Origin of the sequence: Herpetosiphon geysericola, assembly GCF_001306135.1 — a bacterium.
Taxonomy (GTDB): Bacteria; Chloroflexota; Chloroflexia; order Chloroflexales; family Herpetosiphonaceae; genus Herpetosiphon; species Herpetosiphon geysericola.
Genome location: NZ_LGKP01000008.1, coordinates 224,647 through 244,131 on the forward strand (window position 1 = coordinate 224,647; position 19,485 = coordinate 244,131).

Genomic DNA, 19,485 nt, shown 5'->3' on the forward strand with positions numbered 1-19,485 from the left:
ATTCTTGAATGAGGCAGACCAATGGCAGAGCAACCAGCCCCGATTGATGTTGGCGCGATTTTGGCCGAAATTCGTGATGGAATTCGCCAACGTCGCGCATCTGGCATAACCGACCAAGCCAATGAGCCACGCCTAAGCGATGTCGATCTCAAGCGCTTGTTGGCCGAGGTCGAGGCGACGCGCGTGGTTAGTGTGCATTGGCCATTGCACGGCGAAACCTTGCCGCAAAAAGTTATTGCCACGCTGAATAAAGTGGTTCGACGCTATTTGCGTTGGTATATCAACCCGATTGCCGAGCAACAAAATGCTGCCAACGATGCAATTGTGCGCACCTTGCATGGATTGGTCACGACGATCGACGAGCAACGCGCCGAAATTGCTTTGTTACGGGCGCGGGTGGTTGAGCTTGAGCGTGAGCGGCAAGCATGAGAGCGCAACGCCCAGTAGCCCTTGTAACTCCATGGTTTGGCCCTGAAACCAGGGGCGGCGCAGAAGATCAAGCCCGCGATCTGGCCCATGCCATCCATGCCCAAGGTGCCGATATTGAAGTTTGGACGACGACGGGCCGCGATTCGTTTGGCGAACGAACGGCTGAGCACTATCCTGCTGGTTTGAGCCATTGGAATGGCTTACCAATTCGGCGTTGGCCTATGGCTGCGCCAGCAATGGGGATTCCGCCAGTGGTGCGGCGCTTGGCTGCCCGTTCTGGGCGACGCTTGCCCGACCATCCAGCCCACGAAATTAACCTCTTGGGAAGTTTGCCCAATAGTGATGGCTTGTATGAACATTTGTTAGCGCATAGCCAGCGGCGCTGCATCTTTATGCCCTATCCAATGGGCTTATCGTATTGGGGCAGTTTTTTGGCCCAAGGCCGCGCCTACCATATTCCATGCTTGCACGACGAGCCATATGCCTACTATTCGACCTATCGCGTGATGTTGCGGCGGGCGCAAGGGATTATTTTCAACAGCCGACCTGAGCGTGATTTGGGCTTGCGGCTGTATGAGCTTGATCCAGCCAAAACCAGCGTTGCTGGCGAAGGCATTGACTTGGCGCGGGTTGGCGATGCGGCGCTCTTTCGCCAACAATATGGGCTTGGCGATGAGCCAATTTTGCTCTATGTTGGGCGCGCCGATTGGGGCAAACATGTGCCGCAATTGTTGGCCTATTTTCGTGAGTGGAAGGCAGAAACAGGCCGTCCGCTGCGCTTTGTGCGGATTGGCGCTGGCGAACTGAATGCGCCGAGTATTTTAGACCCGTGGGTATTGGATTTGGGCTTTGTTGAGCCGCAAACCAAGTATGATGCTTATGCCGCGGCGAATGTTTTTTGCCAACTTTCGACAATTGAAAGCTTTTCGATTGTGCTAATGGAGAGTTGGCTGCAAGGCCGCCCAGCCTTGGTTAACGCCGATTGTCCGGTGACGACCGATTTTGTGTTGCGCAGCGGCGGCGGCATTCCCTGCCAAGGCTATCGTGAATGGGCGAGCGCGCTGAGCTATTTGCTTGATCGGCCTGAACTCAGCGCTGCGATGGGTGCAGCAGGTCGTGAATTTGTGCTGCGTGAATGTCGTTGGGATGCAGTGGCCCAACGCACCTTGGCTGCACTCTAGGAGAAGCATACGATGCCCAATGCCTATGAAATTGTCTGCAAATTTTGGCAATTGATGCAAAGCAATGATTTTACAGCGGTTGGGGTAGTATTGCACGACGACTATACGCTCGATTGGCCGCAATCTAATGAACGGATTCGCGGCAGGGCGGCGTTTGCCCAAATCAATGCTGAATATCCAGCTGCTGGCGTTTGGCACTTTACGATCAATCGCTTGGTTGCCAGCGAAACCGAAGCCTGTAGCGACGTTTCGGTAACTGATGGCCATGTGCAGGCGCGGGCAATCAGCTTTTTTACCATTCAGGATGGGCTAATTATCAAACAGGTTGAATATTGGCCAGAGCCATACCCTGCGCCCACGAATCGCCAACATTTGGTTGAACCGATCGGCTAAGCATCATTCGTGGTGCGCATGGGGCCGTGGTATAATGAATCTACTAAGCTAGGCTGAAGAGGAACTATGCGCTGCCCGTACTGCCCTGGCGAAAGCGCAGTGATCGATACTCGCGAACTTGATAATGGTGAAACAATCCGCCGTCGTCGTCGCTGCAAACACTGTGATCGCCGTTTTACAACCTATGAACGGGTTGAATCTGTTAATGTCATGGTCGTTAAAAAAACTGGCGACCGTGAGCCATACGACCGCGAGAAATTATTGCGTGGTTTACGGGTTGCGGCCTATAAACGGCCTATCTCAGCCGATGTAATTGAAACGTTGGTAACGGAAGTCGAGGCCGCCCTGATTGCTTACGATGCGCTAGAAGTTCCTAGCTCGGTCATCGGCGAACAGGTGATGGAGCGCTTACGCTCACTCGATGAGGTAGCCTACATCCGTTTTGCCTCGGTGTATCGTTCATTTAGCGATCTTGGCAAGCTGCGCGAAGCTGTCGAAGAACTTATGGAAAAGGAATAGTAGCTGCAATGGCAACTCCTGTATCTCAAGAAACCAAAACTGATCTGAAAGATGCCAAGCCTCAAGCGGCCAAAGTACCGTTGCTTTGGCGCCAACTCTGGATCGCTGGCTTGCTAACTGGGGTGGTTTGGTGTTTGGTCATTTTCGCACCATTCTCCTGGGTTATTTATTTGGCTGGGGTGATTCCGATTGGCGGCGGGATTTATCTTGGCCGTAAGATTCAAGGCCGCGCTTTGGTGCATGGGGTAATTTTCTCGCTGATTGCTAGCGTTACCGCTTTGCTGATTGGCTCGGTGCTTGTTTTTGGCGTTAATGCGAAGCCAGGCTTGAACGACCCCAACCAACCAGTTCCATCACAGCAAGGGAATTTCTTGACCGTGGCGATGATGATTGCAATGACGTTGCTGCCCTTCCCTGCTTATGGCACGGTAATGGCACGGCGTGGCCAAGAACGCACCCAAGCAATGCGCGATGAAATGGCTTCACGCGGCGGTCAACTCGAACGTCCAGGTCGCGTTGTTAGCATCGAAGATTTGGAATCGTTGACCTTGCCAAAATTTGGCTCGTGGGTTGCCCAGCTCTTCCGATCGAATAACTTCAAGCTCAAAAACTACAAATTTGATAAAGATGTGATTGATCTGTATCTTGAGCGCAACGAAAGCACCGAGCTTTGGTTGGTGCGCTGTACGATCAGCGAATCCCTCAAGCCGGGCCAAGTCCAAGAGCTGTATCAAGATTTGCGCGATAACCCAGAATGGCACAAAGGCGTGATTGTTACGCCGCTGAAAGTGCAAGAAGGTGCCCGCAAATCGGCAAAAGCCCGCCCGAACGTCGAAGTGCTCGACGGCGAAACCTTGCTCGAAATGAATGGCTAAATTGGCCTTGAGGATTATGCATGAACGTGATTGAAGGCAACTTGATCGGCACCGGCTTGCGGGTTGCGATTGTGATTGCACGCTGGAATGATTTTATTGGCGGCAATTTGCTTGAAGGCGCGGTCAATACACTCAAGCGTCATGGCGTTGCCGACGATGATATTAGCGTGGCGTGGTGTCCTGGCTCGTATGAGATTCCGCTGGTGGTGAAGAAAATCGCCGAGCGTGGCCAACACGATGCAATTATCACCCTTGGAGCCGTGATTCGCGGCGCAACCTCGCATTATGAGGTTGTGGTCAATGCGGTTTCTAGCGGCGTTACTAAGGTGATGCACGATACGGGCATTCCGGTGTTGCTGGGCGTGCTGACCACCGACACAATTGAGCAAGCGATCGAACGGGCTGGCACCAAGGCTGGTAACAAAGGCGCTGAGTGTGCAGTTGCGGCGATCGAAATGGCCAATTTGCTCAAACAACTCTAGCCCAAGTTTGTTGTGTTTTACTGCTGCGAGAGGTCAGCCAAGGATGCTTGGTTGGCCTCTCGGTCGTTTAGGGAGTTGCTGCTATAATGATGCGGCACTTTGCTATGCACTAGGAGGTTTTGCTATGAATCGACGTGTCGTCGTCACAGGATTGGGCGCGATTAGCCCATTGGGCCTCGACGTGCCATCTTTGTGGGAGGGCATTGTCCAAGCACGTTCGGCAGTTCGGCGAATTACCCAATTCGACCCAACGAATTTTAGTGCTCAGATTGCCGCAGAAGTCCATGGCTTTGATGCCGCCAACTATATGGATAAAAAAGAGGCACGGCGCAACTCGCGCTTTGTCCATTTTGCAGTGGCAGCAGCCAAAGAAGCCTTGCGCAGCGCCGATCTGACAATTACCGACGAAAATGCCGATGATGTAGGGGTCATTATTGGCTGTGGCGTTGGTGGTCTCGATAATTTTACAACCTATTTGCGCGTGATGGATACCAAAGGTCCCGACCGTATTACGCCATTCTTGATTCCGATGATGATTGTTGATATGGCGGGCGGGGTTGTGGCGATTGAAATTGGGGCGCGTGGCCCGAATTTCTGCCCTGTTTCTGCGTGTGCCACCTCTGGCAACGCGATTGGCGAGGCATGGCACGTGATTCGGCGTGGCGAGGCCAAAGTTATTTTGGCTGGCGGCACCGAAGCAGCAATTACCGAAATTGGGATCGGTGCCTTTGCCAGCGCCCGCGCGCTTTCAACCCGCAACGACGATCCTGCAACCGCTTCACGGCCATTCGATAAAGATCGCGATGGCTTTGTGATGGGCGAAGGATCTGGCGTGTTGGTCTTGGAAGATTACGAGCATGCGGTCAGCCGTGGCGCAACCATCTTGGCCGAATTGGTTGGCTATGGCGTGAGCACCGATGCCTATCACATCACGATGCCCGCAGAAGATGGCTCTGGCGCGGTCAAAGCCATGCGCATGGCCTTGCGTCATGCAGGCTTGGAGCCACACGAATTGGGCTATTTGAACGCTCATGGTACTTCTACTCCCGTCAACGACCGTACCGAGACCTTGGCCATTAAAAAAGTGTTTGGCGATTACACCGCCAAATTGCCAATTAGCTCAAATAAATCGCAAATTGGCCATACCTTGGGCGCTGGCGGCGCAATTGAAGCAGTCATCGGCATTCGCGCCATGCAAGAAGGCCTGATCCCCGCCACGATCAATTATCACACCCCCGACCCAGAGTGTGAGATTGATTGTGTGCCGAACACACCTCGGCAAGCTCAATTCTCCAGCTTTATGAGCAATTCATTTGGCTTTGGCGGCCATAACGTTAGCCTGTTGTTCAAGGCTTTTGAAGCCTAAAAACCCTGCGCGCTAGGCGGATGATTGCAATCTGCCTAGCGCGCCTAGCTTAACATTGCTGCTATGGATTTAAACAAACTACAAACTGAACTTGGCTATACCTTCAACGATGTCGCGTTTTTACGGGCTGCCTTACTGCATCGCTCGTATGTGCATGAACACCCAGAAGCTGGCTCAGAATCGAACGAACGGCTTGAGTTTCTTGGCGATGCGCTTTTAAATTTTATTTGCGGTTCTTTTTTGTTCCACGAGTTTCCTGAGCTTGGCGAGGGCGATCTGACCAAAATGCGCGCGATGTTGGTGCAAACCCGCACCTTAGCCAGCCTCGCTCGGCGGTTTGATCTTGGGAGTTATGTGCAAATTAGCCGTGGCGAGGAACGGGCCAAAGCCCGCGAACGCGATAATTTGTTGGCCGATGCTTTTGAGGCTTTGTTGGCGGCGATTGCGCTTGATGGCGGCTGGCCTGCTGCCCGCGATTTTGTGCTGCCCTTGCTCAAATCGGTTAAGGCCAGCGGCGTCCAAAACCAAGATTACAAGACCGACCTACAACAATTTGTCCAAGGCCGCATCAACCTAACGCCCAATTACCGTGAAGTGAATGTGACTGGCCCCGACCACGAACGCACCTGGACAATTGAGGTTTGGGCTGGCGAGACGTTGTTGGGCGTTGGCATTGGTACTTCGAAAACGATGGCTTCGCAGGCGGCAGCCAAAGTAGCGCTCGAAGCGCTTACCGCCGAAACCATTGGATTAACTGCGCCTGAGCAACGCTAAATGGAGGCTGGTGTTTGCCAGCCTCCATTTATTTTAGCTTAGTGGCCGATGCGTTTGATCAACCAGCCCATACCCACCGCCAAACCCAGACCACCTGCGGCAATCCCCAGATACCACACGTTGGCTATTTGTGGAGCCGCTGCTTCTTGGACGGTAATTCGATAGATTTCACCCTCGATGGTGCCAAACGGCAGTGGCTTAATTGAAATTTCCCATTCTCCGGCGCTTGGTAATTGTAATGTAGCTTGAAAATTACCAAGAGCACCAACTTGGGTAGCCCACACTTGCTGAAAGGCTTCACTCGTTGCATGCTCTGCGGTTAGCAATGGCTTTACCGGATCGGTGTCTATACTACTAATTGGTTTTGTGCCATGTTGCAGCACGCTAAATTCAAGTTGAAAGGCTTGGCCTGCAACAATCGTGTCGGGCAATTTGGTGATTGGCGTTGTTGCCCAACCCCCAGCCTCGCTGCTGCTCAGCAGGCCAAATTGTAATCCGACAAGACAAACGAAGATCAATAAACGGCGCATAGTTATTCTCCTTGGCTTAACGATTCGGCAATTTGGCGCATTGTGGCCAGATCGCTGCTGGTTTCAAGCCTATGGCGCTTAGTAGCTAATGCGTTTGATCAACCAGCCCATACCCACAGCTAAAGCTAAGCCACCAGCCGCCAGCCCCATATACCACCAGTTATCAGTTGCTGGCGGAGCTTCTTGGACGGTAATCCGATAAACTTCGCCTTCGCTGTTGCCAAACGGCAGTGGCAGAATTGAAATTTCCCATTCTCCGGCAATTGGGAGTTGTAAACTGCTCTGAAAATGGCCAACATCACCAACCTGTTGGGCATAGAATGTTTTGACTTGCTGACTCGCTACGTGGCGCAGAGTCAGTTCGGGCCTGATTGGATTTGCTGGTAAGCCGTTGGTTGGTTTTGTGCCATGTTGCAGCACGCTAAATTTAAGTTGAAAAATTTGGCCAGCAACAATCGTATCGGGCAGGTTGCTGATTGGTGTAGTTGCCCAGCCCCCAGCCTTGCTGATGCTAATTAGGCCAAATTGTAATCCTACAAGACAAACGAAGATCAATAAACGGCGCATAGTTATTCTCCTTGGCTCAACGATTCGGCAATTTGGCGCATTGTGGCCAGATCGCTGCTGGTTTCAAGTCGATAGGTCCGCTGATCATCAGTCCAAATTAAGGTCGCGGTGGTGCTCAAGCTTGTGGTTTGGTAGATTTGGGTTGTGCCAGGATCAAAAAAGGTCAATTCGCGCTGGCCTTGTAGCCAAACCGCTGGTTGTTTGTGAACATGCGTCCGCGTCACGTTATCAAGCGCGAGCACGGTTTTGCCAGCCCATGCCTGCGAATCAAGCAAATCAAGCGTGATGGTTTGGGCTTGACTGAACCACATCAAGCGCTGCACATGGGGATATGGCTCTAAATCCAACACTTGATCGGGCGGGCCAAGCAACGAACTTGTGGGTAGCCAATTGACCTCGCTTACTTGGCCGGGCTGAATTTGGGTTGGCTTTGGCAGCATAGTTGCTGGCTGATTGCCAATAAAAATAGTGCCAACTTGCAGCCAGCGCCCAACGTGTGCCCGCACTATCGGCAGCGTGAAACTCAAAAGCAGCACGACTGCGACCGCCACACCAAGCCGTAATGGCCAGACCGAGCGACGTGGGCGCGTGATGTGTAACTGCGGCGTTGGCGGGTAGGGAAACGCTTGGGCTTGTTTGCGCAAAGTTTCTTCTGGGTAGGATTCTGGTGGTTGGTTCATGCGCAACGCTCCGTTCGCAACTCGGGAAATTCGCCATCGACCACGCCGCGCAAGCGCACCAACGCGCGATGTAAGCGCGATTTGACCGTGCCTTGGGCAATTCCAAGTGCTTGGGCAGTTTCCTGCTCGCTTAATTCCAAAAAATAGCGCAAATAAATGACCTCTTGTTCGCGTTGCGCCAGCCGACCAATTGCTTGCCAAAGTTGGGTTGCCTCCCAGGCTGGGCCGCTGGTTTCGTTAAATTCGCTGTGTACTGGCTGTTGCAAGGCAAAGCGTTGCAAGGCACGCAGATAACGGCGCAACGAACGGCGATAATTTCGCGCCAGATTGGCGGTAATTTGCAAAAGCCATGGCTTCAACGGGCGCTCACTATCAAACTGATGCTGCATCCGCAAGGCGCGCATAACCGTTTCTTGGGCCAAATCTTCGGCAATCAGCGTATCGCCCACCATCAAATAGGCCAAGCGAAAGATCGCTGTTTGATGGGCGAGAATTTGGGTTGCCCAGGTTTGGGCGAGATCAGCGGGCTGCTGGGCTTGATCCACGGCAGATGCTCCTGATTTGGCTGCTTTGTTAAGTTCTACACCGCTCGGGCTGGTTTGGTTCCATGTCATATTTCATAACCTTTAGATCGCAGTATGAACGTGTTGGCAACTCGTGGCGGTGGTACAATCGGGAGAAGTTGTTTTTTATGGGGATTTTTCGGCATGCTCAATCTCAAGCAGTTAAAGCTCATCTTGCTCGATATGGATGGCGTTTTGCATCGCGGCGGGGAGATTTTGCCAGGTGCGGCGGAATTAACTAGTGTGCTTGATCGCTTAGGCTTAGGGTATGCCTGTTTAACCAATAATTCATCGCAATTGCCTGCGACCTTTGCCAGCCATCTTCAGCAGTTGGGGATTGCGATTTCTGTTGAGCATGTGATTACCTCATCGACGGCGACGGCAACCTTATTGCGCACCCGCTACCAGCAGGGCACGCGCTTGCTAGCGATTGGCATGGACGGCATTCAAGCGTCGTTGTTTGCTGATGGCTATTTTGTGCCCGCCGAGAGCGATGTGGCGGCGGTGGTGGTTGGGGTGGATTTCAACCTGACCTATGCCCGCTTGAAAACCGCAACCTTGGCCTTACGGGCTGGCGCAGCGTTTATCGCCACCAATAGCGACCGCACCTTTCCTGCACCAGAGGGCTTGATTCCTGGGGCTGGCGCAATTGTGGCGGCCTTGGCAGCAGCTAGCGATTGCACGCCAGAAGTGATTGGCAAGCCTGAACCTGCCATGTTTGAAGCAGCCTTGCACTTGTTTGGCGTAACACCTGAACAAACCTTGATGGTCGGCGATCGTTTGGATACCGATATTGCAGGCGCGCAGCAGGTTGGAATTGCCACCGCCTTTGTGGGCAGCGGCGTGCATAGCATGCAACAAGCCCAAGCATGGCAACCGGAGATTGATCTTGTGGCCGATGATTTGGCTGGCATTTTAGCGCAACTTGCCGCAGGTCGGGAGTAGCAGGATGCAGCCAATTCCAGTGATTATTGTTTCGTATAATACCCGCGATTTGTTGCGCGAATGTTTGGCCAGCCTAGCCCTGAGCAGCCTGCCAACCACGGTAATTGTGGTCGATAATGCTTCGCACGATGGCAGCGTTGCCATGGTGCAAGCTGAGTTCCCGCAAGCGCAGGTCATCGAAGCGGGGGCAAATTTGGGCTTTGCCAAGGCCAATAATCTGGGTATTCGCCATGCCTTGCTTGCCCAACCAACCTATCTGTTGTTGCTCAACCCTGATGCCCAGCTGACCAGCAGCTCCTTAGAAGAACTTGTGGCGTTTTTAGAACAGCATTCGCGGGTTGGCATGGTTGCGCCACGCTTACGCTATCCCGATGGCTCGTTTCAAGTTGCCGCTTTTCGCTTTCCAACCTTGTTGATGAGCGTGTTCGATCTCTATCCGCCGCGTGGGCGGGGTTTTGGGCGGCTGTATCACCACCCGCTGAATGGCCGCTACCCGCAAGATGGCGGCGATGCAGCCTTTGCGATCGACCATCCCTTGGGCGCGGCGATGCTGGTGCGGGCCGCAACCTTGGCCGAAGTCGGCATGTTTAACGAAGATTTTTGGCTCTATGCAGAAGAAGTCGAGCTTTGCTGGCGCATTCGTCAAGCTGGCTGGGCAATTTGGCAAGTGCCGCAGGCAACCGTGATTCATCATGGCGGCGCAAGCTCAAGCCAATTTCGGGTGCGCTCGTTTTTGGCATTGCAACAAGCGCGAGCGCAATTTTTTCGCTTGGCTTATGGCCAACGTTTCAATCGTTGGTATCGACGTTTGATGACGTTTGCTGGCCTGCAACGTAGCTTAGCAGCGGTTTGGCAATGGCAGCAGCAGACAATTGATCAAGCTGAATTGCGTCGCCGAACCTGGGCTTGGGCTAAAGTTCGCCAAGTCATCCAACCTTCCAATCAACCAAAGGATTAATCTATGCAGCGATTTATTGCTTTATTTCTCATATTAAGTGTGCTTTTGGCAAGTTGTGGTGGCGCGGCGGTCACGTATGATGCCAGCCAACCGATCACCAGCTTTAATCAATTGCGCGAGCAATTGGCCAAAACCGACGATCAAGCAGCGCAACTCAAATTAATTAACGATTTTAATGCAGTGTTTCCAACCAGCCCCTTGACCCAAGGTGATCAAGCCTTGTTTATGGTCGAAAAAGATGCTCCACGTATGGAATTATCAAGCGATCTGACCAATTGGTTTCAGACGATTCCGATGGAGCGACTTGGCACGACCAATTGGTGGGGCGTTGTCCAAACCATCAGCCCAACCGCGCGCATCGATTATCGTTTTGGGGTTGGTGGCGGCGGCGGCTTGATCAACGATCCACGGAACACAACCGTGGTTCCAAGCAGCATGGGCTTGAATTCCGAGTTGCGCATGCCCGAATACGTTACGCCAACCGAAATCATTTCGCGCAGCGACGTACCAAAAGGCACGCTTGAAGAATTGGGTAATTATTACACCGAAATTAGCAAAACAACCCATCAATTGCACGTCTATTTGCCGCCTAATTACGATCCAGCCAAGCAATATCCCAGCGTCTATTTCCAAGATGGCGATGATTACCAAAACTATGCTTTTACGCCAACGATTTTGGATAATGCGATTGCTGACCAGATTTTGCCGCCTTTGATTGCTGTGTTTGTCAAGCCAAGCCGTGAGCAAGGTCGCCAACGCGATTATGACCTCAACGATGCCTATAGCGAATTTTTCGCGACCGAATTAGTGCCGATGATCGATAGCAAATACAGCACGATCAATGATCCTAAGCAACGAGTTGTGGTTGGCGATTCATATGGTGGCTTGATTTCGCTCTATTTGGCCTTACAATATCCTGAGGTATTTGGCGCTGTGGTCAATCAATCAGGTTTTGTTTCTCGCCAAAATGGCCGCCTGCTCACCCTGATGTCAATTCAACCGCCAGTAAATGCACGGATTGTGACTGTGGTGGGAACCTATGAGACATGTATTGGCGGGCCGGTCACTGGCGATGAATGCAATTTCCTAGAAGGCAATCGAACCTTGCGCGATATTCTGGTTGGCGCTGGAGTGCAGCTCAACTATGCAGAATATCCACAAGGCCATGCCTGGGCTTTTTGGCGCGACCACATCGATCGAGAGGTTGCATGGGCGTTGGATTGGCAAAAACCCTAAGATTTTGGCTTGGGTTGTTGGTTCTTGTGCCGTTGTTGCTGCCTCAAAGCACAACGGCACGGATTATTTTAGGTGAGGATCGGGCCTTCGACCAGTTGTGGCAAAGCACCGATGGCCAACGTGGCGCGGAGCAAGCGTGGCTGTGGGGGCCGCAACAATTATGGCAAACCCAAGAGCGCTATGCAGAAAGCCCACGCCAATTGCGTTGGGTGCGCTACTACCCCAAAGCGCGCATGGAAATTACCGATCCCAATCGTGCAAGCAAATCGCCATGGTACATTACCAATGGCCTTTTGGTGCTTGAATTAGTCACTGGACGCTTGCAAATTGGCAATGCAGATTGGCGCGATCAATGTGCAAGCGGCGGCTGTGGCTCGGAGCAACCAGTCGCTGGCGATGCAGTGGCCTCCAATCGCGCACCACGCTACCGCGATTGGGCTGAGTTTTTGACCTTGAACGACCAAGCAGGTGCTGATTTGCGCGGCCAAGCAGTTACCAATTGGTTGAGCCACGAAGCAACGGGCGTGCAGGTTTGGGCTGACCCAAGGTTGGCCGAGCGCTACCCCGAAACCAGCGGCAGCCAGCGCGATGAAGTGACCGGCCAAACCGTGCCAGCGGTGCTGTGGAACTATGTGCAAGCGCAGGCTCGCGAAGTCTTGTATGTCTTTGGTCGGCCAATTAGCCCAGCGTTTTGGACGCAGACCTTGGTTGATGGAGTTGAGCGCGAGGTTTTGGTCCAATTGTTTGAGCGCCGCACCTTAACCTATACCCCAAGCAATCCGGTTGGTTGGCAGGTTGAAATGGGCAATGTTGGCCAACATGCCTTGGAATGGCGCTATGGCTTGCGGCCATGGGAATACCAAGCCTTGCATGTGACCATGTTGACCTATCATTATATTTCGCAAAACCCTAATCCTGCTGATCGTTTGCGCGATAGTTTATCGGTGGCTCCAGCTGAATTTAAACGCCAGCTCGAATATTTGCAAAGCCATAATTTTCATGTGGTGAGTTTGGATATGGTGTTGGCTGCGCAACGCGGCGAAATCAGCCTGCCCGAACATCCGGTGGTTATTACGCTTGATGATGGCTACCGCGATTTATATGAGCAGGCCTTTCCAATTGTTCAAAGCTTGAATGTGCCAATCACTGCCTATATTCCTGTGGCCTTGGTTGGCGAGCCAGCCTATGTGAGTTGGCAGCAATTGCAAGAGCTGAGTCAATCGCCGCTAGTGACAATTGGCTCGCATACGCGGGTTCACCCCGATTTAACCACGCTTGATCGCGAAGCCCAATGGATTGAAATTGCGCATAGTAAACGTGAGCTAGAGCAACATTTGGGGCTAGAGATTCGCCATTTTTGCTACCCGTATGGCCGCTACAATGCCCTGACTATTGAGCTAGTCCGTGAGGCGGGCTATCTGAGTGCGACAACCACCCGCCAAACCAGCGATACCGCCAACGACGATCCGTTGATTTGGAATCGGATTACTATTTCGGGCAAGAATTCGTTTGAGGATTTTGTGGCTCAGCTTGAGCGCAGCCAAAACTAATTGACATTTGCTTGACGTAACCATTGGCGAGCGGCCTGTTCATCGCTGAATACCTGCACCGCTTGGCTATTACCAGTTAAGCCAATAATCAAATTGGCAATCACCCGACTGAGCGTCGAATCGACCAACAGCGCGACAATCGTGGCGCTGTTGCGGGTGGCTGGCTGCATATAAAAGCGCCGAACTTCGCGTGAAATCGGCAAGGCCTCGCGCAAATCGAGCAAGCGTGGGCGGCGAATGCTACCAGCTAATAGATCGACTGCTGCAAGATTCTCTTCTGCGTCCTCAACCGTCTCTTGAATGCCTGGCCGAATTTTGATCACAATAATACCATCACCGTCGAGCGTGATAATCGAACTACGGGTTGTATAGGAATGTGGTATCAGCACCATGGCTTTTGCTATCACTGGCATAGGCTAACCTGTTTGGCCTCATCATATGCAAGCATAGCATAGTTCTATGCTCCGTTTGGGGGAATTTTACGGGTGATTTGTTGACTTAAGCCAGTTAAAAGATAGCCCGATTGAGGGACAAGAATCAACCTTGCCAAGCTGCAAATGAATCATTACAGTAAAACCTTACTGCATGTTTCGCGGTGATGAGGTTTTGTTATGCCATTATTACCATCACAATTGCCCCAATATGCCACGCGCCTAATTGGTCGCACCCGTGCTCGCACTTTGGTGCTTGACCTTTTGTTGGAGGCTCAAGCACGTTTGGTAACCCTCTATGGCCAAAGTGGGGCTGGCAAAACCCGTCTCAGTTTAGAGGTTGCTGAGCAAGTTGGCGAGGTTTTTCGCGATGGGCGCTATTTTGTGGCCTTGGCCCCAGTTTCACAAGCTCAATTTGTGTTGCCAACGATTGCCGCTACGCTCGGCGTTGAAGAGTCGCACAATGAAGCAATTTTGGATTCGTTGGTTTTGGCCTTAGCCGATAAACAAATTCTGTTAATTCTTGATAATTTTGAGCAAGTTGCCGCAGCTGCCAGCGAAATCCAAGCCTTGGTGCGCCGCGCACCTGGCCTAACCTGTTTGATTACCAGTCGCCAAGCGCTGGAGGTTGCCGATGAAACCTCGATTATGGTGCCTGCTTTGCAATATCCAGAGGTTGGCGAAGACTATAGCCTTGAAGATTTAGAGCAATATAGTGCGGTTAACTTGTTTGTTGAACGCATGCGGACGCGCCAACCGCGTTTTCGTTTGAGCGCCGACAACGCCGCAGCTTTGGTCGATATTTGTCGGTTGGTGCAAGGGTTGCCCTTGGCGATTGAGTTAATTGCCGCCCATAGTGCCTCGCTTACCCCGCAAGATTTGCTTTTTTTCGTGCGCAACCATCTTTCGATGGCTGCCTTGAACCCCAAGCAATCAGCGCGCCAAGCGATTATTAAGCCTGTGCTGGCATGGAGCGTCAGCATGTTGCCCGCTGATGCCAAAGATATTTTTATTCAGCTGGGTGTGTTTGCTGGCGGGGCAACCAGCGACACGATTAAGCAGGTTGGGTTGGTTGAGGGTTTGCCGTTTGAAACTAGCCTGAATGCGCTGATCGATCGCCATTTGTTGCAAACTGAACAACTGCCTGGCCAACAACCGCGCTTTATTATGATTGACGCAGTGCGGGAATATGCTTTAGAACAATTGCAAAAAACAGGCCGTTTTTATTATTTGCAAGAACGGCATGCGCTGCATTATCAAGCGCTAAGTGAGTCGGTGCAACAGCACATTCGCGGCGCTGATGGCGCGAAATGGATCGAACAAGCTCGGGGCGAGATTCATAATATTCGCCAAGCAATCAATTGGTCGCTGGAAAGCAGCGATGGTCTGATTGCCCAGCGCATTGCTGGCAACCTTTATTTTTATTGGTATCGGACAAGCGCGTATCGTGAAGCGGTCGCCTGGCTCGAACAAACCTATCAGCACCCAAATCGCAGTGATTTAAGTGCAATTGCACGCATTGCCACCGGTTTAGGTGGTTTGTTAATTAGTTTGAACCGATTTGATGAAGCTGAGAATTATTTAATTGAAGCCAGACGTTTATGGCAGGAACTGAAATTACCGCACGATGAGATTAGCGCAATTGGTAATTTGGCAGTTTTATATGGCACGCTTGGGCGCTTGCACGATTCACAAATCGCGTTTGAAGCAGCATTGGCCTTGGCACGCACGGTTGGAAATCAACAACGCGAAATCTTAATGTTACATAATCTTGGCACTTTAGCCCAAGAACGCAATCAATTAGCTACAGCTCAAGCCTATTTTGAGCAAGCCCTTGCGCTTAAACAACAGCTGAATCAAACATGGGATATGTTTCTCAGCCAAATCAATTTAGGTTTAGTGGCGGTTGATTATGGGCGCTATGCTGAGGCGACGCAATGGTTTGATCAAGCGTTTGTTAATGCGTATGCCATTAACGATCACGATAATTTGGCCTATATTCGCTATGCACGGGGAATAGCGGCAGCTGAACAAGCTGATCATGCCCAAGCCGAGTTGCATTTTGGCGAGGCTGAGCAAGCTTGGCGCGCAGTTGGTAATCAAGAAGCAATGCAACGAAGCTGGATTAAACAAGCAGAAATTGCAATCGCAACGAGCAATTATGCTCAAGCTAGCGACTATTTAGCAAAACTTGAACCAGTTGAGGCATTGATTCAGGAATTTCGCTTATATTATGCTATTTTAGCAACACGTTTGGCAATTGCAACCAATGATCAGGCTGGAATGCAGCAGTACGCCCAATCTATGCTGGCAATTGCTGCGACAACCGAGCTACGGCGTTATGATTTGATGATTGTTCAACACTGCGCTGCGCTGGTTGCAGGAACACATCCAGAATTGGCAGTGCAACTAATGGCAAGCGCCCAACAAATTCGCCAAGAACGTGGCTTGTATCAAAGTGTTGCCGAACAACAATGGCTGGCCCAAACTGGCCTCGATCAGCTTGAGCCAAACGTGGCCTTGAGTTTCGCCGCTAGCTTACAAGCGACCAAAACAGCCTTAGCGCTATAAGATCTTCAGCAAGCTTAACGTTGCAGCCCGCCAATTGGCGGGCTTTGCTTTAGCTAACGTACAATAATCACTACTTTAATAACTATTTAGATTAGTACGGAATATATATTCTAGAATTTTAATGAATTTATAGCTAAATGACTGAAAAGCGCATAGACTGAAAGTCCTAGTACCAGATGGGAAAAGATGTTGCGATATTCACACATAATAAAAACAAATCTCTACCTTGCTTTATAGGACGGCTAGATTATGATAGAAAGGTCTTTATTTGTGTAGTACTTTAGCTCTATTATTGAGGGTGCTTTATGAAGCAACGTGTCGTTTGGTTGGCCGTGTTGCTGGTGGCGGTCTTAGGCGTTCCTTTTAGCGTTTGGGCTGCAACTCCACGCCAAACTGTCAAAACACCGCAGGCAGTGCAAGCTACGGTGCGAGTGGTGGAATCGGTCTCTTCACCAGTAGCAGTCGCCGCAGTGTTAACCACTCCAACTCCGGCTCTTTGTGATGCAACGAACACTCGTTCATTGACTGGCTGGTTTACCTCCAACACTGCTGGGGCTGTGTACAATAACTCGTACAATTGTGCCTATCAGGTTGGGATTGCCGCATATCGCATGTTTGATGATCGGATTGGCAATCAACAGGTGTTTGATTACACCATGTATACTGTTGGGCCACGCCAAACCATTACCATGAATGTTGCGATTCCTGATTGCAAAGCCCAACTTGATATTTTCCGTGGGCCAGTATTGGAATCACTGGTTGGCCAACGCTATGGCGATCGTTTGCTTTCAACTCGCTTCCCTAATACCAACTATTGTGCGCCTCCAGTGCAAGAAGTTTGTGCGCAAGGCCAAATTAGCCGCTTGAGCGGGGTAAGCAACAACCAATTGGTCAGCGGCGTTTTGAATATCCAGGCTGAAGTTACTGGTGCTTTGCCCCAAAAAGTTGAGTTTGCTTTGACTGGTGCACAAACCACCAATTACACCGATGTAAACTCGCCATACTATTTCATGGGCAATAATGGTGCTCAGCCAAATGGCTGGGATTCGAGCACCAAGCCTGAAGGCGATTATCGCTTGAGCGCAACCTACGTTGGTTTGTTTGGCGAATCGTTGGCAATTCGCTGTGAGCCAATTGCTGTCAATTTCAGCATTCGCCGCAGCACGCCAACCAACACGCCGTTGCCAACCGCAACCAACACGCCGTTGCCAACTGCAACCAACACGCCAGTACCAACAGCGACAAGTACACCATTGCCAACTGCGACCAACACGCCGTTGCCAACCGCAACCAACACGCCGTTGCCAACCGCAACCAACACGCCGTTGCCAACCGCAACCAACACGCCGTTGCCAACCGCAACCAACACGCCGTTGCCAACTGCAACCAACACACCATTGCCAACTGCGACCAACACGCCGTTGCCAACTGCAACCAACACGCCAGTACCAACAGCGACAAGTACACCATTGCCAACTGCAACTAGTACTCCAGTACCAACCAGTACGCCTGTACCTGGTAACCAATGTATCCCACAAGGGTTAGGCACTGCTGGCGATTTCAATGTCTTTACCTTTGGCAACATTACCCAAAGCAACACCGATATTGAAGGTCGGGTTGCAGCTGGTGGCAACATCAACTTCCAAAACTTTGGGGTTGGCGTGCGCTTGAGCAACTCGAATGGGACGCGCGACGATTTGATTGCTGGTGGTTCATTGACCTACACCAATGGCTCGGTTTACAACGGCAACGTGGTTTATGGCACGAGCAAATCATTGAATGGCGTTAGTGTCTTGAACGGTACGATTCGCCAAGGCCAACCAATCAACTTTGCCAACGAGCAAACCTTCTTGCGCGAACGCTCGCAAGCATGGGGTGGGTTGAGTGCAAATGGCACGACAGTCTATGAATCGTGGGGCGAAATCAAGCTGAATGGTAGCAACACCAGCCTGAACATCTTCACGGTTGATGGTGCGAAATTGAATACCACCAATGGCTTGAAGATCAATGTTCCAGCTAGTTCATCAGTTTTGGTCAATATCACTGGCACGAACAATCAAATGCAAAATTTTGAAACCTTCTTGACCAATGTTGATCAAACCAAGATTGTGTACAACTTCTACCAAGCTACCAGCTTCAAGTTGGCAGGGATTGGAATCAAGGGTACGATTTTGGCTCCATTTGCTGATGTCAGCTTCGATAATGGCCAAATCAATGGTACCTTGATTGGCAACTCATTGATTGGCTATGGTGAATCACACCATTATCCATTCAACGGCTGTTTGCCAGCGATTGCCCAAAGCAGAACTGTTCGCTAAGAAACGCAAAGGCAAGCAAAAGGCCTTGGGCAATTGCCCAAGGCCTTTTTTGTTTATTCATTGACATCGCTGACAATCGAACGCATCAGGCGCCAATATTGCTTGATCGCGACCTTGCCATCGGAGGTGAGGCGATAGCTGGTGCGTGGGCGGCGGGCCACAAATTCTTTGGTAACTGAGATATAGCCTTCAGCCTCAAGCTTGCTCATGTGCGAGCCAAGGTTGCCTTGGGTTAGCTCAAGTTCATTCATCAGATACAGAAAATCTGCTTCATCAACGGTAGCAAGATAGCTCATCACTTGTAAGCGAACTGGTTCATGTACAAGCCGATTAAGTTGGGCGATGGTTTTGATGTGTTTATCCATCGAATCCTCACTGTTTGCTGTAATTATTAGTTTTACAAGGATATAATTCTGCTACACAGAATTTTGGGCTAGGATAGCACCGCCCTCAGGCTATGTCAAGTGAAGCTACGGCAGATTTGATGCTGGCTCGTTGCACTCAGCTAGGCTAAAATCGTTTTTCCATACGAATATCTGCCCACATTCGCCCTTGCCAGTAGGTGAAAGCGTTGATGCGGCCAATTTCGTGGTAGCCACGTTTTGTATAGAGCGCAAAGGCTGGCTGGTTAAATTCAAATACTCCTAGTTCAATTCGGCTAAGACCTTGGGCGGCAATTTGTTGCTCTAAATAGGCGAGGGCTTGGTTGCCAATGCCTTGGCCGCGCGCTTGATGCTCGCCAATCGTGATCCCAATCCATGCACTGTTTGCTTCGGGCTGCAACAGCAGTGGCGGATCAATTTGATAACTCATTTCGCCAATTAAGCGCTCATCAAGATAGATTAAATAGATTGCTGTATGTTGAATCCGCTGGGTTAATTGCTCAATCGTTATTTCGTTAGAGGCATCTAAATCTGCTTGATTGCGGTTGAACCTGGCTAAATACTTAATCTGCTGATCATTTTCCCAACGGGTAAAGGCTTCGGCGATGGCGGTCGTTGGTTCAGTTAAGCGGCTAAAGTGAATACTGGCCATGATCCTTCCTTGCGCAACAATCTGGTTCTTGTCTATCGTACTGCGGTGCTTGGCAGGTCGCAAGTAGCGTAGCGTGGACTGA

The 19,485-nt window shown here is 51.1% G+C and carries 21 protein-coding genes; 14 read left to right on the plus strand and 7 right to left on the minus strand.

From position 1 onward, the window contains the following. The first annotated feature begins 21 nt into the window (after positions 1 to 21). From SE18_RS04585 to rnc, 8 genes are all read left to right on the plus strand, one after another. Complete coding sequence (locus SE18_RS04585; RefSeq protein ID WP_054533240.1) at positions 22 to 429, plus strand: hypothetical protein; 408 nt, start codon at positions 22 to 24, stop codon at positions 427 to 429. Further along, entirely contained in the window at positions 426 to 1,610 is a 1,185-nt protein-coding gene (locus SE18_RS04590) for a glycosyltransferase family 4 protein (RefSeq protein WP_054533241.1), read from the plus strand. Before SE18_RS04585 ends, SE18_RS04590 begins: the two co-directional genes overlap by 4 nt. 12 nt (positions 1,611 to 1,622) lie before the next feature. After that, positions 1,623 to 2,003: a nuclear transport factor 2 family protein gene (locus SE18_RS04595; RefSeq protein ID WP_054533242.1), complete on the plus strand. Its 381-nt coding sequence runs from the start codon at positions 1,623 to 1,625 to the stop codon at positions 2,001 to 2,003. Positions 2,004 to 2,069: 66 nt separating this feature from the next. Continuing rightward, positions 2,070 to 2,522 (plus strand): transcriptional regulator NrdR, encoded by a 453-nt coding sequence (gene nrdR / locus SE18_RS04600; RefSeq protein ID WP_054533243.1) that lies wholly within the window; start codon positions 2,070 to 2,072, stop codon positions 2,520 to 2,522. Between the two features lie 8 nt (positions 2,523 to 2,530). Next, the gene (locus tag SE18_RS04605; RefSeq protein ID WP_054533244.1) at positions 2,531 to 3,397 is read left to right on the plus strand and encodes a restriction endonuclease; all 867 of its coding nucleotides are present in this window, start codon (positions 2,531 to 2,533) and stop codon (positions 3,395 to 3,397) included. 20 nt (positions 3,398 to 3,417) lie between these two features. Continuing rightward, on the plus strand, positions 3,418 to 3,879 hold the full coding sequence (ribH, locus tag SE18_RS04610; RefSeq protein ID WP_054533245.1) for a 6,7-dimethyl-8-ribityllumazine synthase: 462 nt from the start codon (positions 3,418 to 3,420) through the stop codon (positions 3,877 to 3,879). 124 nt (positions 3,880 to 4,003) lie between these two features. Further along, entirely contained in the window at positions 4,004 to 5,245 is a 1,242-nt protein-coding gene (fabF, locus tag SE18_RS04615) for a beta-ketoacyl-ACP synthase II (RefSeq protein WP_054533246.1), read from the plus strand. 63 nt (positions 5,246 to 5,308) lie between these two features. Continuing rightward, the gene (rnc, locus tag SE18_RS04620; RefSeq protein WP_054533247.1) at positions 5,309 to 6,019 is read left to right on the plus strand and encodes a ribonuclease III; all 711 of its coding nucleotides are present in this window, start codon (positions 5,309 to 5,311) and stop codon (positions 6,017 to 6,019) included. Positions 6,020 to 6,057: 38 nt separating this feature from the next. On the opposite strand, the gene SE18_RS04625 is transcribed toward rnc, so the two are convergent. The 4 genes from SE18_RS04625 to SE18_RS04640 all read right to left on the minus strand — a co-directional run bounded on the left by SE18_RS04625 (position 6,058) and on the right by SE18_RS04640 (position 8,410). After that, positions 6,058 to 6,549 (minus strand): hypothetical protein, encoded by a 492-nt coding sequence (locus SE18_RS04625; RefSeq protein WP_054533248.1) that lies wholly within the window; start codon positions 6,547 to 6,549, stop codon positions 6,058 to 6,060. Between the two features lie 78 nt (positions 6,550 to 6,627). After that, on the minus strand, positions 6,628 to 7,116 hold the full coding sequence (locus SE18_RS04630; protein ID WP_054533249.1) for a hypothetical protein: 489 nt from the start codon (positions 7,114 to 7,116) through the stop codon (positions 6,628 to 6,630). Between the two features lie 2 nt (positions 7,117 to 7,118). Then, positions 7,119 to 7,796, minus strand: a complete 678-nt coding sequence (locus tag SE18_RS04635; RefSeq protein WP_054533250.1) for a hypothetical protein — start codon at positions 7,794 to 7,796, stop codon at positions 7,119 to 7,121. Then, positions 7,793 to 8,410, minus strand: coding sequence for an RNA polymerase sigma factor (locus tag SE18_RS04640; RefSeq protein ID WP_054533251.1), 618 nt, complete (start codon positions 8,408 to 8,410; stop codon positions 7,793 to 7,795). Before SE18_RS04640 ends, SE18_RS04635 begins: the two co-directional genes overlap by 4 nt. Positions 8,411 to 8,503: 93 nt before the next feature. Here SE18_RS04640 and SE18_RS04645 point away from each other — a divergent pair, with 93 nt between their 5' ends. From SE18_RS04645 to SE18_RS04660, 4 genes are read left to right on the plus strand one after another with little or no spacing between them, the layout of a single operon-like run. Beyond that, positions 8,504 to 9,304, plus strand: a complete 801-nt coding sequence (locus SE18_RS04645) for an HAD-IIA family hydrolase (RefSeq protein ID WP_054533252.1) — start codon at positions 8,504 to 8,506, stop codon at positions 9,302 to 9,304. Between the two features lie 4 nt (positions 9,305 to 9,308). Next, positions 9,309 to 10,262, plus strand: coding sequence for a glycosyltransferase family 2 protein (locus SE18_RS04650; RefSeq protein WP_054533253.1), 954 nt, complete (start codon positions 9,309 to 9,311; stop codon positions 10,260 to 10,262). A 3-nt stretch (positions 10,263 to 10,265) separates the two neighbouring features. Continuing rightward, a complete protein-coding gene (locus SE18_RS04655) occupies positions 10,266 to 11,498 on the plus strand; it encodes an alpha/beta hydrolase (RefSeq protein WP_054533254.1) in 1,233 nt (410 codons plus the stop codon). Beyond that, on the plus strand, positions 11,471 to 13,048 hold the full coding sequence (locus tag SE18_RS04660; protein ID WP_054533255.1) for a polysaccharide deacetylase family protein: 1,578 nt from the start codon (positions 11,471 to 11,473) through the stop codon (positions 13,046 to 13,048). The genes SE18_RS04655 and SE18_RS04660 overlap by 28 nt, the downstream gene beginning before the upstream one ends. Here the strand turns inward: SE18_RS04660 and SE18_RS04665 are convergent. Beyond that, on the minus strand, positions 13,045 to 13,461 hold the full coding sequence (locus tag SE18_RS04665) for a SpoIIAA family protein (protein ID WP_054533256.1): 417 nt from the start codon (positions 13,459 to 13,461) through the stop codon (positions 13,045 to 13,047). The two genes, SE18_RS04660 and SE18_RS04665, sit on opposite strands and share 4 nt — an antisense overlap. A 198-nt stretch (positions 13,462 to 13,659) precedes the next feature. On the opposite strand from SE18_RS04665, the gene SE18_RS04670 reads away from it, so the two are divergent. Both SE18_RS04670 and SE18_RS04675 read left to right on the plus strand, forming a co-directional pair. Beyond that, complete coding sequence (locus SE18_RS04670; protein WP_054533257.1) at positions 13,660 to 16,050, plus strand: ATP-binding protein; 2,391 nt, start codon at positions 13,660 to 13,662, stop codon at positions 16,048 to 16,050. A 305-nt stretch (positions 16,051 to 16,355) separates the two neighbouring features. Further along, positions 16,356 to 18,368: a choice-of-anchor A family protein gene (locus tag SE18_RS04675; protein WP_054533258.1), complete on the plus strand. Its 2,013-nt coding sequence runs from the start codon at positions 16,356 to 16,358 to the stop codon at positions 18,366 to 18,368. Between the two features lie 53 nt (positions 18,369 to 18,421). On the opposite strand, the gene SE18_RS04680 is transcribed toward SE18_RS04675, so the two are convergent. Beyond that, positions 18,422 to 18,733, minus strand: coding sequence for a winged helix-turn-helix domain-containing protein (locus SE18_RS04680; RefSeq protein ID WP_054533259.1), 312 nt, complete (start codon positions 18,731 to 18,733; stop codon positions 18,422 to 18,424). A 145-nt stretch (positions 18,734 to 18,878) separates the two neighbouring features. Continuing rightward, on the minus strand, positions 18,879 to 19,403 hold the full coding sequence (locus SE18_RS04685; RefSeq protein WP_054533260.1) for a GNAT family N-acetyltransferase: 525 nt from the start codon (positions 19,401 to 19,403) through the stop codon (positions 18,879 to 18,881). Positions 19,404 to 19,485 lie beyond the last annotated feature (82 nt).

Bases quoted from the DNA above. Each gene is read 5' to 3' on its own strand.
- SE18_RS04585 (WP_054533240.1), top strand. From the start codon at position 22: ATGGCAGAGCAACCAGCCCCGATTGATGTTGGCGCGATTTTGGCCGAA.
- SE18_RS04590 (WP_054533241.1), top strand. From the start codon at position 426: ATGAGAGCGCAACGCCCAGTAGCCCTTGTAACTCCATGGTTTGGCCCT.
- SE18_RS04595 (WP_054533242.1), top strand. From the start codon at position 1,623: ATGCCCAATGCCTATGAAATTGTCTGCAAATTTTGGCAATTGATGCAA.
- nrdR (WP_054533243.1), top strand. From the start codon at position 2,070: ATGCGCTGCCCGTACTGCCCTGGCGAAAGCGCAGTGATCGATACTCGC.
- SE18_RS04605 (WP_054533244.1), top strand. From the start codon at position 2,531: ATGGCAACTCCTGTATCTCAAGAAACCAAAACTGATCTGAAAGATGCC.
- ribH (WP_054533245.1), top strand. From the start codon at position 3,418: ATGAACGTGATTGAAGGCAACTTGATCGGCACCGGCTTGCGGGTTGCG.
- fabF (WP_054533246.1), top strand. From the start codon at position 4,004: ATGAATCGACGTGTCGTCGTCACAGGATTGGGCGCGATTAGCCCATTG.
- rnc (WP_054533247.1), top strand. From the start codon at position 5,309: ATGGATTTAAACAAACTACAAACTGAACTTGGCTATACCTTCAACGAT.
- SE18_RS04625 (WP_054533248.1), bottom strand. From the start codon at position 6,549: ATGCGCCGTTTATTGATCTTCGTTTGTCTTGTCGGATTACAATTTGGC.
- SE18_RS04630 (WP_054533249.1), bottom strand. From the start codon at position 7,116: ATGCGCCGTTTATTGATCTTCGTTTGTCTTGTAGGATTACAATTTGGC.
- SE18_RS04635 (WP_054533250.1), bottom strand. From the start codon at position 7,796: ATGAACCAACCACCAGAATCCTACCCAGAAGAAACTTTGCGCAAACAA.
- SE18_RS04640 (WP_054533251.1), bottom strand. From the start codon at position 8,410: ATGACATGGAACCAAACCAGCCCGAGCGGTGTAGAACTTAACAAAGCA.
- SE18_RS04645 (WP_054533252.1), top strand. From the start codon at position 8,504: ATGCTCAATCTCAAGCAGTTAAAGCTCATCTTGCTCGATATGGATGGC.
- SE18_RS04650 (WP_054533253.1), top strand. From the start codon at position 9,309: ATGCAGCCAATTCCAGTGATTATTGTTTCGTATAATACCCGCGATTTG.
- SE18_RS04655 (WP_054533254.1), top strand. From the start codon at position 10,266: ATGCAGCGATTTATTGCTTTATTTCTCATATTAAGTGTGCTTTTGGCA.
- SE18_RS04660 (WP_054533255.1), top strand. From the start codon at position 11,471: ATGGGCGTTGGATTGGCAAAAACCCTAAGATTTTGGCTTGGGTTGTTG.
- SE18_RS04665 (WP_054533256.1), bottom strand. From the start codon at position 13,461: ATGCCAGTGATAGCAAAAGCCATGGTGCTGATACCACATTCCTATACA.
- SE18_RS04670 (WP_054533257.1), top strand. From the start codon at position 13,660: ATGCCATTATTACCATCACAATTGCCCCAATATGCCACGCGCCTAATT.
- SE18_RS04675 (WP_054533258.1), top strand. From the start codon at position 16,356: ATGAAGCAACGTGTCGTTTGGTTGGCCGTGTTGCTGGTGGCGGTCTTA.
- SE18_RS04680 (WP_054533259.1), bottom strand. From the start codon at position 18,733: ATGGATAAACACATCAAAACCATCGCCCAACTTAATCGGCTTGTACAT.
- SE18_RS04685 (WP_054533260.1), bottom strand. From the start codon at position 19,403: ATGGCCAGTATTCACTTTAGCCGCTTAACTGAACCAACGACCGCCATC.